Consider the following 16405-nt stretch of genomic DNA (forward strand, 5'->3'; position numbering starts at 1 on the left):
ATTAATAAAAATCACATGAATGAGAATGCACTTAAGAGATATAGAAGTTATATAAATAGCCTAAGAAATTTATTGAATGCTTAAACAAAACTCCTTCTAAACATGCAACCGATATTTTAGATGCTGATAACTTGAGCAATTAACATCGATGGCTGGAACTAAAAGGAAAGTTAAGAACAAAATAGAATGATTAAAATTCAATCTTAAAAATAAAATTAAATATCCGTTTTTACGTTCAATTAATATTTTATTTCGATTAAAATTTGGGGGTAGTAAACTATAAAAAATAAGAAGTTATAATTATTTTTTATATATTCACTAACTATAGTTAATAAAAAACAATAAAACTTTATACAAAGAAACAGCATAATGTGCGACTTTTCAGTTGAATACATGCATTTTGAAGAAATAATGAAGATTGCATGGTCAAGCTCTATTTGAAATATCTTATTGCAAATGACTTGATGAACTCAGTTAGGTTAAAAGCACTCATGCAGCAATTCATGCTGGTTGAGAAGTAAAAAATATAGGCTGGATGTTATCGCTATGAGTTGCACGTTTAGATGAATTTACGCATCTGGCGTAGCTTATGCAATCAGCAAAAGGCTGTTTTTCGCTTTTATAAATCTCTCACTGAATATGATCATCACGATGATATTCATAAGTTTGAAACAGATGCGGAATGCTTTGTTGATTCTAAAGGCGATGGATGAATGAAGTAGATGACAATTACATGGGGTAATGTAAGGTTTTCTTCTGTGGAAATGAATCGCAACACGACTTTTAGAATGACAAAAATTCAGAACCATCTTGGACAAAAAAATTATGGATTTTACTTTTAACGCATTTTATACCCTGATCGCTGCAGTAATTGTGCTATTACTAGGCCGGTTTCTGGTAGATAAAATCGATTTTCTAAAACGTTACAACATTCCTGAACCTGTCGCAGGTGGTCTGGTTGCAGCGGTTATCTCTCTGCTGGTTCATTCGTTCTGGGGCTATAGCATTACCACGAGCGCGGAACTGCAAACCAGTTTTATGCTGATTTTCTTTGCTTCGATCGGTCTGAGTGCGAACTTCGCTAAATTACGCGAAGGCGGGATCGGACTGGTGATCTTCCTGGTTGCCATCTCAACATTTATTGCCCTACAAAATGCAGTGGGTATGGGGCTGGCAAGCTTGTTAGGTATTGATCCTCTGATCGGTCTGATTGCCGGTTCGATTACCTTGACTGGTGGACACGGTACTGCGGGCGCCTGGGGTGAAATTATGGAGGTTGAGCATGGTATTCAGGGGGCTTTGGCGCTCGGTATGGCAAGTGCGACCTTCGGTCTGATTATTGGGGGAATTATCGGTGGGCCTTTGGCGAAACTGTTGATTAACCGTCATAATCTTGCTGTGGCACGTACCGATCAGCAGATCGAAAAACGTGACAACACGCCAATGGACAGCACGACAGATGAATATGTGCAATTTGAATATCCACATCGTGTCCGTCTGATCACTGCCGATAATGCCATTACCACACTTGGTCTGTTTGCAGGCTGTCTGGCATTTGCGGAGCTGATGACTGGCTTCAGTAAAGATACAGTATTTGAACTGCCAACATTTGTATGGGCACTGGCAGGTGGCGTGATTCTGCGTAACGTGCTGGAAGGCATCCTGAAAATCCAGATCTTCGACCGTGCGATTGATGTGTTTGGTAATGCTTCATTGTCGCTTTATCTGGCCATGGCGCTGCTGTCATTAAAATTATGGCAACTGGCGGATCTGGCAGGACCATTGATGGTGATTCTCGGTGCACAGACCTTGACTATGGCTTTATATGCAGCATTTGTCACTTTCCGGGTGATGGGCAAAAACTACGATGCCGCAGTACTTGCTGCAGGTCACTGTGGTTTCGGGATGGGTGCAACCCCAACGGCTGTTGCCAATATGCAGGCGATTACCAATATGTATGGCGCTTCGCATAAAGCCTTTCTGATCGTTCCATTATGTGGTGCTTTCTTCGTTGACTTGATTAATGCCACGATCATCCAGATGATCTTGAAATTTTTCGTCTAATTTTAAGCTTGATAATGAGTCATAAGCTCATAAGGATATGACATGAATGATCAGCTAAATGAAACCTTACTGGGCTGGGTCGATGCCTTAAATGGTCCACTCTGGGACTTTTTGGTGGTGTTCCTGGTCGCAGTCGGTATTTTGTATACGATCATGACCGGTGCAGTACAGATCCGTTTGTTCTGGCACAGTATCAAAGTCATGAAACGTAGTCGTGGCAAGGTCGAAGACGATCATGGTATTACGCCGTTTCAGGCTTTTGTTACAGGTCTGGCTAGCCGGGTTGGTGTGGGTAATGTCGCTGGTGTCGCCATTGCGATTGCTGTCGGTGGTCCAGGTGCTGTGTTCTGGATGTGGTTTACTGCATTTCTGGGAATGAGTTCTGCTTTTGTAGAATCGTCATTAGCCCAGTTGTTTAAAGTTCGGGATAACAAGAATCAGCAATTCCGTGGTGGACCTGCGTATTACATTACTCAGGGTCTTAAACAGAAATGGCTGGGAATTGTCTTTGCAATTGCACTGATTACGACCTATGGCTTTGTGTTCAATGCCGTGCAGGCCAATGCGATTACTGGTGCAACCTCACATGCCTGGGGCTGGAATGAAGCCAATCTGATGTTGCCATTAGGCGGTTTCGATCTGGAAGTTTCCTGGATTGGTCTGGTTTTGGTCTTGATTACGGCCATGATTATTTTTGGCGGGATCAAGCGGATTGCAAAAGTTGCTGAAGGGGTGGTTCCTTTCATGGCAGTCCTTTACCTCGGTGTAGCTTTATATATCGCCGTCATCAATTACGATATGTTGCCATCTATTTTCCAGCTGATCTTTAGCAAAGCATTTGAGTTTGAAGCAGCTGCAGGCGGTTTCTTCGGTGCCATGATCTCGATGGCCATGATGATGGGGATTAAGCGCGGTTTATTCTCGAATGAAGCGGGGATGGGTTCAGCACCGAATGCGGCGGCTGCCTCTGACGTGAAACATCCGGTGAATCAGGGTCTGGTTCAAATGCTTGGTGTATTTGTAGATACCTTCGTTGTGTGTTCATGTACCGCCATCGTGATTCTGGTTTCTGGCCTGTATGAAAATGCCGGTTTTGAAGGCGTAACCTTGACTCAGATGGCGCTTGAAAGCCAGATTGGTGCTTGGGGTGATGACTTCCTGGCCTTGATTCTGTTCCTGTTTGCCTATTCTTCTATCATTGGTAATTATGCCTATGCAGAAGGAAATATTCAGTTCATCAATAATAACAGCAAGGTCATGTTTATTTTCCGGTTGCTGGTATTGTTTATGGTGTATTTCGGCTCGATTGCCAGTGTACCGTTGATCTGGAATATGGCGGACCTGTTCATGGGCGTCATGGCCAGTATTAACCTGATTGCGATTGTACTGCTGATGCCATTTATTTTGATGCTGCTCAAGGACTATACCGGTCAGCTGAAACGTGGCATCGAGCAACCAGAGTTTAAGCTCGATGATCATCCGAAATTTAAAGATAAAGTTAAATCAGATATCTGGTAAGACTTGAGCAAAAGCCCCGACTGGTTCGGGGCTTTTTTATGGGTTTAAATGGTTAGAATGACACAACATTAAGATAGCTTTGATATAGGATAAATCCGGCAATCAGGCTGAACCAGACTGGTAATTTCAAGCGTAACAGTAGAATCATCACGATGACAAAAACCAGATCAGACCAGAAACGAAAATATGCCTGAGAGAGATCAATCAGCAAATATAAAAGTAGTCCGACCACTGCCGCATTAATCCCGCTTACCGCCTGAAAAATAATACGTTGCTGCATTAACCATGACCAATAAGGCAAAGTAGCAAAAATCAGAAAAAACGAAGGCAGGAAAATGGCACAGGTTGCTAACAGTGCATTAATCCAGGGTGAGCCTGTCCAAGGCAATAGAGCACCGACATAGCTGGCAAAACTAAATAATGGACCCGGCATCAGTTGAGCAAACGCATAACCTAGATCGAAAGATTGGGACGAAAGTAAATTGGTCGCCACAAAGTCCTGATGCAGCAAAGGCAGAATGACATGTCCGCCACCAAAGACCAATGAGCCAGTTTGATAGAAATCAGCAAAAAATGCGAGTTCAGACCAAGAACCAGATTTGACTAGTAGAGGAATCAGGAAAAAGGGCAGTATAAATGCGATGAACCAGTAGGGTGCATGACGTGGACGAATATAACTTGAGTGAATGGTAGATGAATTTGAAGCAGGCTTATTTTCCTGAGGAGAATTGGAAAATTTTGCCATTACGAGGCCAAAAACCGCCCCTAAAATAATGACCAGTAGCTGGTTCAAACTGATACTAATGAAGCTCAGAATCAGGACGGAAATGAAGACCAGTACATATTGCCAGATGCTCTTGCAGAAGCTATTGAGCATTTGCCAGAATGCCCAGACGATTACAGAAAAAACGATCAATTGAATGCTATGAAAGCTGTTTGAGTTTAGAATATGGAAATAGTACTGACCAAGTACGGCGATCAAGCTCATCAAAAGCGCTGAAGGTAAGGTAAACCCAAGCCAGGCCATGAATGCTCCAGCATAACCCCTTTGCAGATAGCCAATTGAAAGGCCTACCTGGCTGCTGCTTGGGCCGGGCAAAAGCTGCGCTAATGCAACCAGCTGGCCATATTGTGTCGCATTTAACCATTGTAACTGGTCGACAAATTTACGGTGAAAAAACACCAGATGCGCTGCCGGTCCACCGAATGCCATACAGCCCAGTTGCAGGAAAGTGAGAAAGATCCGGTACAGTGAAGGTGTATTCATACAGTGGCTGAAAATTGAAAGACATTAGTGCAACTGTATGACAGTTTTACGAAATTCTACAGATTATTTAAGCATGTGTTTATACACTATGTTGCTTTAACAAAATGAGGACGTGCTCTGCATGCGGAAATATGTACTGAGTATATTGGCGATGACAATGGTAGGTTTGAGCGGCTGCCAAACGACATCCGGTTTTAATCCATCTAACTCTAGTCATATCAAATCTGCCAGTTCAGTAGCAGAAGCCCAGGCACGTCCAAACCAGATCAATTTCCGCAAGATCAAGCAAACAGAAAACCGTCCGGTGATTGCACTCGTTCTTGGCAGTGGCGGTGCGCGTGGCTATGCGCATATCGGTGCAATTGAAGTATTGGAGCAGGCAGGCATACAACCTGACTTTATTGTGGGAACCAGTGCTGGCAGTATCGTAGGTTCCATTTATGCCAGTGGTAAACCAGCGATTGAACTGCGTAATATTGCATTAAGCATGAAAGCCACTGATGTTCGCGACATCAAGCTAGACCGCAAAGGCTTTTTTGATGGCAAAAAAGTTGAAAATTATGTGAATTTACAGGTTGATCAGACGCCTCTGCAAGCCATGAAAATCCCGATGTTTGTGGTAGCAACAGCTTTGAAAGAGGGTAAGCGGGTAGTCTTCAATTATGGTAATACCGGTCAGGCAGTACGTGCATCCGTTTCTATTCCAAGCATGTTTATTCCCACTGTCATCCAGAAAAAAGAATATGTGGATGGAGGACTGGTCAGTCCGGTACCGGTCAAAGTAGCTCGTGAGTTGGGCGCTGATATTGTGATTGCTGTCGATATTCTGGCGCAGCCCATCCATACTGAAACCACCAATGTCTGGGGCTTATTCAACCAGAATATTAATATCATGCAGCAACGTTTAGCTTCTGAAGAACTGCAATACGCCGATGTGGTAATTCAGCCAGACTTACGCGAAAAAGGTCATATTTTTGACGTGCGTGGCAGGGAGTTGACCATGGATGCTGGGATTGAGGCGGCTAAACTCAAGCTACCAGAAATTGCTCAGGTCTATCAGAAGCATAATTATAGTCAAGGTCATCAGATCCCGTTGCTGTTGGCCCAGCAACAATAGTTTGCTCTGATATTTTTAACAAAATATTTATTTTTCAAATAGATGTATAAAGATATTCACCACTTTCCTCATATAGGTGAAAAGCGGCTCATTTTTGCTCATCGTTTTTAGAGATGAGCTGATGTTTTCTACCTATTGAAAGTCACTTAAAGCCCAAGTTTTAATGGGAAATAAATCTTTGAATTATAAAAATATAGTGATTTTATGAAAATATTTTAAGGCTATTTTTTGATTTTAACAAAATTATTCACAGATTTAAGTTAAACAACTGTTCAAAAGCTTAGAAGATCATGACAGAATAAAAATCGACAGATTAATAAATGTAAAAGCCATATGAATCACATCGAAATTGGCCAGCAAGTCACACTAGCTCAGTTTGAAAATACGATTTTTACTGTAACTAAAGTTCATCCCGATGGTTCTTTTACCGTTGAAACTATATTGCATGGCCAGCAGACTTTAAGTTATGAGAATGTGGCGCGAGAAATGTTGAGACAAGTGCCTGCTTAATTCGAGGTTATTTTTTGTTAATGCATGCAGTTTTCTTAAACCGAGTTCTGCATGCTTAATGGAAAATCTCTTCATCACAGTGCATTGATTCAAGAAAATACTTTAGTGGATAAATTCCTGTTTATTTTATAGTTACTGAAAATAACTTTCTGATGATTTCTATGGATCCTCAGAGGAATATCTTTTTTTTTGTATGGAGAAAAATTTCATATCAAGAATTATGATGTTTTATTTGCCGAATTGAACATTTTATTTAGGCCAAAAACGCTATAATAATGGTCTATATCATTGTCATTCAAAGAGTTCAGAGAAAACGATGGCCCCTTTAGATCAAATTGCAACAGCATCGGATGACCAGTCAGAGTTAACGATGTCGGTCCTTATGACGCCAGATATGGCGAACTTTTCAGGAAATGTACATGGTGGAACAATTCTGAAATTATTGGACCAGGTTGCTTATGCTTGTGCGAGTCGCTATTCGGGTAGTTATGTCGTAACCCTGTCTGTGGACAAAGTAAATTTCAAAGAACCGATTCATGTGGGTGAGCTGGTGACTTTCCTGGCAAGTGTGAACCATGTAGGTCGTACTTCAATGGAAATTGGCATTCGTGTAGAAGCGCAAAATATTCAGAAACGTACTGTACGCCATACCAATAGTTGCTACTTCACGATGGTCGCTGTTGATGAAAATGGTAAGCCTAAACAGATTCCACCGCTGAATCTGGACAATGACTGGAAACGTTGCCGTTTTGAAGCAGCTGAACAACGTAAAGTTGCCCGTCTGCAGGAAAATCATCATCCTTCATGCAGTATCTATAAAAAATCAGCGCATAGCTAAGAACTAAACTTAATTTGCTTATTAAAAAGACCTTCAATGAGAGGTCTTTTTTTTGCCTATAAAATTCATTTAACTCTGGCTTAAGCTTGTTTTTTAATCTACTATGAAACGATACGTATCGTTTTGTTTTTTTGGTTTTAAGCATGAGTGAAGAAGAAAAATGTTCACGGCGCCAGCACAGTATTCTACAGGCGGTTTCGGATGCACTGGCAGAAGGTGAATATCATCAGCTAACGATTGAAGATGTGGCTGCACGGGCAGGGGTTGGCAAATCTACGATTTACCGCTGGTGGAAACATAAATCTGAACTGGTACTAGATGCGTTTAAGCAGCGCACAGCAGGGGTATTTGAACTGGATGCTTCACAAAGCCTGCGCAGTAATCTGGTTCAACAGCTAACTCTGCTGGTTCTGGCGCTTAATCATCCGGTAGGCCGAGCTTTGCTGGTCGTTATGGCCAATCATCGGGAGCTGGCTGCAGACTTTTTTCAGCAGTATCTATTACCACGTCGAAAACAAACCCACCAATTGATTCAACAGGCCATCGAGCGTGGGGAATTACGTGCGGATTATCCTTTTGATCTGATGCTGGACACCTTATACGGGCCGATTCATTACCAGATCATTTTCTTCAACCGCATGCCGGATGATCAATATATCCAGAATCTGGTAGATCTGGCCTTAAGCCCAGCTTTGATTTCTCCCTGAGTTTAGTCAGTTCTTAAATTTGTTTTTAAAAGTTGCGTGTTATGTCTGCTAGTCCTGAGCGCTTATGGAATCGCTCCTTTATTCTGTGTTTATTGAACAATCTGTTCCTGTTTGTCTATTACTTTGCCTTACTGACCATTCTGCCGGTTTATATCATGAAAGATCTGGGCGGATCAGTCAAAGAAGCAGGTTTAGCTTTGACCCTGTTCTTAGTTTCCTCCATCGCTGTTCGACCTTTTTCTGGCATGATCATCGAGAAACTCGGCAAGAAATTGGCAATGCGCGGAGCCGGAGTTATTTTTGCCTTATTTTCCTTTGGTTATCTGCTGGTCGATAGCATGTGGTCATTATTGGCAGTGCGTTTCTTACATGGGATCTGGTTCAGCATCCTGACGACGGTCACCGTTCCCGTTGCAAATGAGTTTATTCCGGAATCTCGTAAGGGTGAGGGCATGGGCTATTTTGTCATGTCGACTAATCTGGGTGTGGTATTTGGTCCATTACTGGCCTTAACCGTAGTTCAGTTCACCAGCTTTAAAGTGCTGTTTGGCTTGCTTGCCGTGATTATCTCTATCGGCTTGATCTTTTCCTTCATGCTGAAAATTACCGAATTAGCAAAACCTCAAGCTACAGTGGTCGAAAAATCAAAATTCAGCCTGCATGACATTATTGAAGTCAAAGTGCTGGCGGTGAGTTTTGTGGCACTGCTCACGGCTTTTGCTTACTCCAGTATCATGAGTTTTATCACGCCCTTTAGTGAAACCAAGCAACTACTGGCTTATACCGGCATCTTCTTTATTGTTTTTGCGGCCTCAATGTTGTTGGTACGGCCTTGGGTGGGCAAAATTTACGACCGTAAAGGACCAAGTGCAGTTATCTATCCTTCCTTTATTTTCTTTGCGATTGGCATGATGATTGTCAGTGTCATGTCCAGCCAATGGACTATGTGGTTGTCTGCGGTATTTATCGGAATTGGTTACGGTTCATTATTTCCATGTTTACAAACTCTAGCGATTCAATCTGTCGAAAAACAGCGTATGGGCTATGCAATTTCTACCTTTTTTACCCTGTTTGATATTGGACTGGCAGTGGGTTCAGTAGTGATGGGTATGATCATTGCGCAATACGGTTTTGAAAAGACCTATATGTTCTGTGCAGTGATGGTGATTTTCACTTTATTGATCTACCGTCAATATGTGGCCAGGAAGCGACCTTCGATTTCAGCATCCTTACCGGAAGAATAAAATGGAATTAAGACATTTACGCTATTTTGTTACAGTGGCTGAAGAGCTGAATTTCACTCGGGCAGCTGAAAAACTGAATACTGTTCAGCCTTCACTCAGTCAGCAGATTAAGGATCTGGAGCGTGAAGTGGATGCGCAATTGCTGGAGCGGAATAACCGCAAGGTTGAGCTGACCGAGGCTGGACAGGCTTTTTTAAAGGAAGCTCTGTTGAGCTTAGAACATGCGGAACGTGCCGTGCAGGCAGCCCGTCAGATCGCCCATGCACATAAGGGTCAGCTGAATATCGGCTTCGTACCGGTCGCGGAAATGAAAATTTTTCCTTATATCATGCCGAATATCCGTGCACATTTTCCTGAACTGAAAGCACTGTTTCATAGCCTGACCGATGCAGAACAGTTTAGCGCGCTGAGACAGGGCAGTATTGATATTGCCTTTACCCGCTACCGAGATCAGTCGGATGAGTTTGAGTCCGTTCAGATTTTTGATGAGCCACTGACGCTGATTGTGCCGAAAAATTCTCCGGTCGCAGAAATGCCCTATGTCAGCATCAAGAAGTTTGAAAATCAGGACTTTGTGATTAGTGATGAGCAGGCTTCACCACAGCTGCATAAGATTATTGATGATTTTTTTAGGCAATCGAAACTGAACGTGAATGTGGTGCAGTATTCCACCAATATTCTGCTGAATGTCAACTTGGTCGGCATGGGGGTTGGCTGGAGTCTGGTACCAGCCTATGTGATTCCTTTACTCGGCGATAATATTGTGGTGAAGAAAACGCTGGAACCTTTACCGATGATTGCTCTCTATGTCAGTTACCGTAAAAATAACCAGCATCCTGCGATTGAACTGATTCTGAAAGTGCTTAAAGAAAAGTTTTGTGTAGACCTTTTTAAGTAAATTATTGATCTTCCATAAATGAAATGTGCTACAGAAATGATCTGTAGCACATGCTTTTTAATCGCAGAGGAAAATCGCTTTATACTGAAATTCAAAAAATAAGAAATCGGTTGAAGCAGAATGATGAAGCTCTATAACAACCCTCAGTCACGCGGCATGACCTTGCTGCCTATCCTTAAAGAACTACAGATTGAAGACCAGCTTGAGCAGGTGGAAGTTCCTTTTAAAGATATGCATCAACCTGAATATCTTCAGATCAATCCGATGGGTAAAGTTCCCTGTCTGGTTGATCAAGGCGTCGTAATTTCAGAAATGGCGGCTATTATCATCTATCTGGCAGATAAGTATCAGGACAAAGGATTGGCACCCGCTTTAGAGGATCCCATACGTGGTACTTATTTAAAATGGATTTTCTTCTGTCATGGGCCACTGACTGAATATATTGATGTAAAAAATTTACAAGTATCTCAAGAACAGATTGAAAAGGTCCGAACCAGTTTAAGTTTTGGTAACGAAGCCGCGGTATTTGATTTTTTTAAACGAGGTTTGTCGCAGGCCAAGCCTTATCTTTTAGGTGAAAAAGTTTCTGCTGCAGATCTATATGTGGCCTATTGTCTGATCTTCGCAATTAGTACCAAAATTTTGCCGCCGTTGGAAGAATTTAAACCTTTCCTACAGCAAATGGCACGTCGTGATTCTCTCAAAGATATTTCATGGTTTGAGCAATACCGAACTTAGCTTTTATGTTCATCTATAAATAAAAACCACGCCGTAGCGTGGTTTTTTTGACTGAGGTCAATTATTTGACATGGAGCTTGTTAAATAGCGCCTGACTTGTGCTTTCTATAGATTGAGGAATCGCTAAGGCTGCCACGAAGCGGTCTGGACGCAGGATGACGATAGAGTCCTTGGTCTTGCCGAACCAGGTACGAATGTCCGTACCGATATCGCCAATGGTGATCACATCTTCGTATTGCTTACGATGTTGATTAGACAATTGAACTGTAGGAATAACCTGGATAAATTTTACGCCAAGTTTTTTCCACTGTTGTATCGTTTGCTTGCTTAAGCCCCATTTCGGATCCACCCCCCAGGCAATGATGGCGAAGTCATTGCCAATCACTTCATCCAGCAATACAGTTTCACCAGACTCCAGTTTCACCTGCGGCTGAATAAACATCTTGCCGACTGGAGAGTCTTTCTGAGTATTGGCCAGCAGGGCACCATTATGATATTTCGGCATAGGCTTAAAGCGCATTTCCAGCAGGTACTGTTTGATTGGCTTGATATAGTTCAATGCGTAAGCAATACCGTCACGAACAAAGCCTTGCCATTTTTTTGGTGGAGCAAGGACGTGGCCTGCCATGACTGAAAGATCGATCATCGCCTTGGCATGATCCTTACGTTCTACCTGGTAAGAGTCCAGTAATTCATGGCTTGCTTTACCCTGGATCACCAATGCAACTTTCCAGGCCAGGTTAAAGGCATCACGCATACCGCTGTTATAGCCTTGGCCTTGCCATACCGGCATGATGTGTGCAGCATCACCAGCAAGCAGAATACGGTCAGCACGGAACTTATCTGCAATACGTGCATTGTGGGTATAGACACGTTGACGAATCACTTCGATTCCATCGGTATTCGGTAAAACTTTAGAAAGCAGTTTAGCAATATTTTCCGGTTTACTGAGTTCTTCCTGAGTTTCGCCTGGCATAACCATGAATTCGAAGCGGCGAATGCCATGCGGCAGGGCAGCTGATACATAAGGACGCACCGGGTCACAGCATAGATAAATATGTGGGGTTGCCAATGGGTCATTATCGATATCAATCACGATCCACTGGTTTGGCGCAGTTTCACCTTCGAATGGAATGTTGAGGGTACGGCGTACATAAGAGTTTCCACCATCACAGGCAATCAGGTATTGCGCACGAATGGTTTCTAAGCTGCCATTTTTAGTCTGAACATTTAAAGTTACACCCTCAGCATCCTGGCTGAAATGTGTCAGATGGCGAGAGAAAAGTACTTCAGTTTTTTTATATTGTTTGAGGCCTTCTAGCAGAACGTTATCTACTTGTGGCTGAATGAAAGCATTACGGCGGGAGAAACCAAATTCACGAGTCAGTGGCTGAATGTCTGCGAAGCAACGGCCTTTGGGTGTCAGGAAGCGCATGGCATGATTCGGGGTAGTATGCGGCAAGACCTGATCAACCAGTCCCAAAGATTGAATGGTACGCAAGGATTCATCATCAATGCCGATGGCACGCGGATAATCGATCAGACTATCTAGCTGTTCAACCACAGTGACCTGTACACCCTGTTTGCTTAAATAGTTGGCAATTGTTAAACCTACCGGGCCGGCCCCCAAAATCGCCACTTCAGTGGTGTAATTTGTATTGCTCATCGCGAATGTCCATTCCATCAATTCAGGATTGAGACTATTAAGGAACAATCAATAGCGCTAAACAAGCTAGTCCATAGTAGGTCATGTCTATCAAAAAGATTTAGTTGAAAAGAATTTTATTTTAATAAGTTATTGATAATAAATAATAATATTTAAATTTATTCATAAGATGAATGAATCCTATGATCATTTCTGGCTATAGTGAATAGCCTATAAGGTATAAAAAAGCTGAATCACGCAGTTGCATGATTCAGCCTTAGTCTACATCCGGCAGCATAGGTCAAACCTACTGGAAATTTACTGCACGAGATGTTGCTTTAAACCTGATTAACGAGTCGATGTCGACTTAGTCGTTTTTTTACCATCTTTGTCTTCTGTAGCAGCTTCAGACGCAGCAGGCTGGTCAGCAGGTCCAGCTGTGGTTACATTTGGATTTGGGTTATTCGTTGCAGGAAGTTCCTGAGTTGTCACAGTGACTTTCTGTTCCTCAGTGGTCTTCGTGTCAGTGGTGTTGTTTGCTGCAAAACTGGTAGCTGCGGCTGCAGTAAGCGTTGTTGCAAGTAAGATTTGTGTATATTTCATGTTGAGCATCCTTTTTATTACATTTATAAACTGCCGAATGACCATCACATCAATCCGGCAGGAAGTCATCCTAAGCATGAAAATTTTATGGAGCAAAGCAATTAACAAAAGCCGCACGAAGCTGTTAACCAAGCAAATACAATCATTGGAAATTTGTTTTCTTCTGTTAAATGTATAGGAAATTGTTAGCTGGAAATGTGTGTAAATATTTCAAATATAGCGTTTAAGTGAACTAGTTAACGGTTAAAAAGTACTTACTACAGACTGTTATTTTTATTTGAACCGAGATAAATAGAATCTAATCATCCAAGAATGAACATTTTTGCAAGAGTCCAGTGTTCTATAATAGTCAGGTTTACTCATTCTAATTCTATCTTTGAGAGAGAATCAATTTTGAAAGTTCTTGCCGCTCAGCAGCCTATTCCTGTACACATCATTTCCGGATTCTTGGGTGCTGGTAAAACCACTTTATTAAAATATTTACTGAGCCAGAAACCGGAGCAAGAAGTCTGGGCTGTGCTGATGAATGAGTTTGGTCAGATTGGCGTCGACCAGCAATTACTGCCTCAGGATCAGGGCTATGCAGTGAAAGAATTGCTGGGCGGCTGTTTATGTTGTAGCAGTCAGTTGCCAATGCAGATTGCTTTATCCCGGCTATTGTCAGAAACCAAACCGGACCGGCTATTTATTGAACCTACAGGACTCGGACATCCCGGGCAACTGCTGGAACAGCTCACCGAACCGCATTGGCAGAGTCATTTGAAAATGCAGGCTCTGGTCACGGTAGTCGATGGTTCACGTTTACATGATCGGGACTGGACGCATCAGAACCTGTATGCGGATCAGCTGAAAGTTGCCAATATCGTGGTTATTTCCCATGCTGATTTGATGACTGAAACTGATCATGCTGCTTTAACTGAACTCAAGTCTGAGTATCAGCCATATGCCCAGCACTGGCTGATGATAGAAAACGGACAGCTGGATATTGAGCAAATCAAACAGGATTATCAGGGTGCTTCACGTCAGATTCAGCCACTGCTCAAGCAACAGCGCCAAGTGTTGGGAGAGGTGCCGGCTGTCGTACATCAGTTGCCTTATCATTATGTTGAAAGTGCACAAGGCTATCAGGTGGCAGGTTGGAAATTGCCAAAACGCTGGCAGTTTGATTTTTATGATCTGCTGGATCTGCTTTGTGAGCAGCAGGATTGGCTCAGAATCAAAGGGATTTTTAATACCAATCAGGGCTGGAAAAGCTTTAATTTCAATCCTGATCAGTTTAATTATCAGTCTGCCGAAGAAGGCATTGATAACCGGGTAGAAGTGATTTACCAGACCTCACGTGACTGGCTGGAATTTGAAACCGCCTTAATGCAATGCCGGATTGTTCAGGAAAAATAACTTCGAATCTGCGTGTTGAAAATAGCTGGATAAGATGAAATCTGTTCAGCAAAAATGCAATAAATCTTATATGCTAGGCGCCAAATTTGAGGATTGTATTATGGCGTTAAAAGCGACAATTTATAAGGCAGATTTGAACGTTGCCGATATGGATACCCATCGTTATGAAGACTATCAGTTGACGATGGCGCTGCATCCTTCGGAAACCATTGAACGTCTGATGGTACGTGTTTTGGCTTATGCACGTTTTGCTGGCGAGGCGCTTGAATTTACCAAGGATCTGTTTGAGACTGATGAGCCAGCGCTGTGGGAAAAAGACCTGACTGGCCAATTATTGAAATGGATCGAAGTGGGTTGTCCTGACGAAGATAAAGTCAAAAAAGCCAGCGCACGTTGCAAACAGGTCGCAGTAGTTGCTTATGGTTCTTCAGTTGATGAATGGTATAAACGTAATTCCAAACTGAAAACGCTGTCGAATGTTGAGGTCTGGAAAATCTCGACCGCCAGCACTGAAGCGGTACAACAGTTATGTGAACGTACCATGCAGCTGCAACTGAATGTCATGGATGGCGAATGGACCTTGATCGGTGATCAGGCCCAAGCTGTAATTGAATGGGAACAGTTACAATAACAGCCAATAAGGATGCAAGTCTCGGCTTGTATCCTGATTCAGAAATTGCGTATACCTGACAATAATAAAAATGAAACAGGGATAAATATATGCATCCGGATCTTTATCGTTTGCTCATTGCCCTTGGTATTGGTGCAATTATTGGTGCAGAACGCGAATATCGCAGTAAGTCTGCCGGTTTGCGGACTATGATCATGGTCAGTCTGAGTTCCTGCTTGTTCACGATTATGTCAATCAAAATTGGTCTGGATAGTCAGGATCGGATTGCAGCCAATATCCTTACTGGCTTGGGCTTTGTTGGTGCGGGAGTTATCTTTAAAGATGAAAACCGGATTTCAGGCATTACGACAGCGACAACCATCTGGATGACAGCAGCACTGGGCATGGCAGCTGGCGCGGGTTATGAATGGCTGAGTCTGTTTGCTACTTTTATTGTATTAATCGTGCTGATTTTTCTGATCTATGTCCAAGAGGGAATAGAAACTTTAAGTCAGGCACGAACCTACCGAATTATCTGTCCTTATCAACGTAAAACCTTAGAGCAATACGAAGAATTATTTAAAACTTATAATATGAAAGTCGTTCGCAGTGTGCAGCATAAAACGGAACACCGTATTAGTGGACGCTGGATTTTAATTGGCTCCGCCGAAAATCATAAAAAATTGACTAACTATTTACTGAATGATTCAAATATCCAGGAACTCAGCTTTTAATCCTTTAAGCCTCAAAGCTAAAGGAATTCTGTCTAATCCCGTTTATACTATGCGTATTTGCCAGAGAAAGGATATTGGTCATGACCAAAGAGCTAGAAATTATTGATTTGAAAGTGGGTGAAGGTAAAGAAGCGGTTAAGGGCGCGCTTATTACGACTCACTATACTGGCTGGCTAGAAGATGGCACCAAGTTTGACTCATCACTGGATCGTGGTAACTATTTTGAAACCGTGATTGGCACTGGCCGTGTGATCAAGGGCTGGGATCAAGGGATTATCGGTATGAAAGTGGGCGGTAAGCGTAAACTAATTGTGCCTGCTCATTTGGCTTATGGTGAACGTAAAATGGGGAATATCATCCCGGCCAATTCAAACCTGATTTTTGAAATCGAACTGTATGATGTTAAAACACGTGATTGATTCACTGAAATAAGCTTCATTCATTGTGATGAGTGAATGTTGAACGGGTGAAGTCATAGCTAGATGGACTTCATCCGATGAGCTACAAAAAAAGC

Annotated in this window: 16 protein-coding genes; 13 read left to right on the forward strand and 3 right to left on the reverse strand. The window is 42.5% G+C overall.

Annotation, left to right across the window (positions count from 1 at the left end; all coding sequences use genetic code 11):
* The first annotated feature begins 825 nt into the window (after positions 1-825).
* Both gltS and FTU19_RS00310 read left to right on the forward strand, forming a co-directional pair.
* The gene (gene gltS, locus FTU19_RS00305) at positions 826-2064 is read left to right on the forward strand and encodes a sodium/glutamate symporter (protein WP_004784955.1); all 1239 of its coding nucleotides are present in this window, start codon (positions 826-828) and stop codon (positions 2062-2064) included.
* Between the two features lie 42 nt (positions 2065-2106).
* A complete protein-coding gene (locus FTU19_RS00310; RefSeq protein WP_180129825.1) occupies positions 2107-3582 on the forward strand; it encodes a sodium:alanine symporter family protein in 1476 nt (491 codons plus the stop codon).
* A gap of 52 nt (positions 3583-3634) precedes the next feature.
* Here the strand turns inward: FTU19_RS00310 and chrA are convergent, their stop codons facing one another.
* Entirely contained in the window at positions 3635-4849 is a 1215-nt protein-coding gene (gene chrA / locus FTU19_RS00315; RefSeq protein ID WP_180129828.1) for a chromate efflux transporter, read from the reverse strand.
* A gap of 121 nt (positions 4850-4970) precedes the next feature.
* Between chrA and FTU19_RS00320 the strand changes: the two genes are divergently transcribed.
* From FTU19_RS00320 to FTU19_RS00350, 7 genes are all read left to right on the forward strand, one after another.
* Positions 4971-5966 carry a patatin-like phospholipase family protein gene (locus FTU19_RS00320; RefSeq protein ID WP_180129831.1) on the forward strand — a complete coding sequence of 332 codons (996 nt, stop codon included), beginning with the start codon at positions 4971-4973 and terminating at the stop codon, positions 5964-5966.
* 333 nt (positions 5967-6299) lie between these two features.
* Positions 6300-6476: a hypothetical protein gene (locus tag FTU19_RS00325; RefSeq protein WP_162835329.1), complete on the forward strand. Its 177-nt coding sequence runs from the start codon at positions 6300-6302 to the stop codon at positions 6474-6476.
* A 316-nt stretch (positions 6477-6792) separates the two neighbouring features.
* The gene (locus FTU19_RS00330) at positions 6793-7314 is read left to right on the forward strand and encodes an acyl-CoA thioesterase (RefSeq protein WP_004784949.1); all 522 of its coding nucleotides are present in this window, start codon (positions 6793-6795) and stop codon (positions 7312-7314) included.
* Positions 7315-7457: 143 nt separating this feature from the next.
* Entirely contained in the window at positions 7458-8021 is a 564-nt protein-coding gene (locus tag FTU19_RS00335) for a TetR/AcrR family transcriptional regulator (protein WP_180010560.1), read from the forward strand.
* Between the two features lie 41 nt (positions 8022-8062).
* Entirely contained in the window at positions 8063-9265 is a 1203-nt protein-coding gene (locus tag FTU19_RS00340; protein ID WP_180010562.1) for an MFS transporter, read from the forward strand.
* A gap of 1 nt (position 9266) precedes the next feature.
* Positions 9267-10163, forward strand: a complete 897-nt coding sequence (locus tag FTU19_RS00345; protein ID WP_159123387.1) for a LysR substrate-binding domain-containing protein — start codon at positions 9267-9269, stop codon at positions 10161-10163.
* A gap of 123 nt (positions 10164-10286) precedes the next feature.
* Positions 10287-10901 carry a glutathione S-transferase family protein gene (locus tag FTU19_RS00350; RefSeq protein ID WP_180129946.1) on the forward strand — a complete coding sequence of 205 codons (615 nt, stop codon included), beginning with the start codon at positions 10287-10289 and terminating at the stop codon, positions 10899-10901.
* A gap of 61 nt (positions 10902-10962) precedes the next feature.
* Here FTU19_RS00350 and FTU19_RS00355 read toward each other — a convergent pair whose 3' ends face one another.
* Together FTU19_RS00355 and FTU19_RS00360 are read right to left on the reverse strand one after the other, a co-directional pair.
* Positions 10963-12567 carry a bifunctional 3-(3-hydroxy-phenyl)propionate/3-hydroxycinnamic acid hydroxylase gene (locus FTU19_RS00355; protein ID WP_180129833.1) on the reverse strand — a complete coding sequence of 535 codons (1605 nt, stop codon included), beginning with the start codon at positions 12565-12567 and terminating at the stop codon, positions 10963-10965.
* Positions 12568-12894: 327 nt separating this feature from the next.
* Entirely contained in the window at positions 12895-13149 is a 255-nt protein-coding gene (locus tag FTU19_RS00360) for a hypothetical protein (protein WP_004784941.1), read from the reverse strand.
* A gap of 393 nt (positions 13150-13542) precedes the next feature.
* Here FTU19_RS00360 and FTU19_RS00365 point away from each other — a divergent pair, with 393 nt between their 5' ends.
* From FTU19_RS00365 to FTU19_RS00380, 4 genes are all read left to right on the forward strand, one after another.
* Positions 13543-14547, forward strand: coding sequence for a GTP-binding protein (locus FTU19_RS00365; protein WP_159123390.1), 1005 nt, complete (start codon positions 13543-13545; stop codon positions 14545-14547).
* Between the two features lie 100 nt (positions 14548-14647).
* On the forward strand, positions 14648-15178 hold the full coding sequence (locus FTU19_RS00370) for a YaeQ family protein (RefSeq protein ID WP_159123391.1): 531 nt from the start codon (positions 14648-14650) through the stop codon (positions 15176-15178).
* A gap of 89 nt (positions 15179-15267) precedes the next feature.
* Positions 15268-15891 (forward strand): MgtC/SapB family protein, encoded by a 624-nt coding sequence (locus FTU19_RS00375; RefSeq protein WP_103799665.1) that lies wholly within the window; start codon positions 15268-15270, stop codon positions 15889-15891.
* A gap of 80 nt (positions 15892-15971) precedes the next feature.
* A complete protein-coding gene (locus tag FTU19_RS00380) occupies positions 15972-16310 on the forward strand; it encodes an FKBP-type peptidyl-prolyl cis-trans isomerase (RefSeq protein WP_159123393.1) in 339 nt (112 codons plus the stop codon).
* Positions 16311-16405 lie beyond the last annotated feature (95 nt).

It is taken from the genome of Acinetobacter sp. YH12072 (assembly GCF_013419565.1).
In the GTDB taxonomy this organism is placed as follows: Bacteria; Pseudomonadota; Gammaproteobacteria; order Pseudomonadales; family Moraxellaceae; genus Acinetobacter.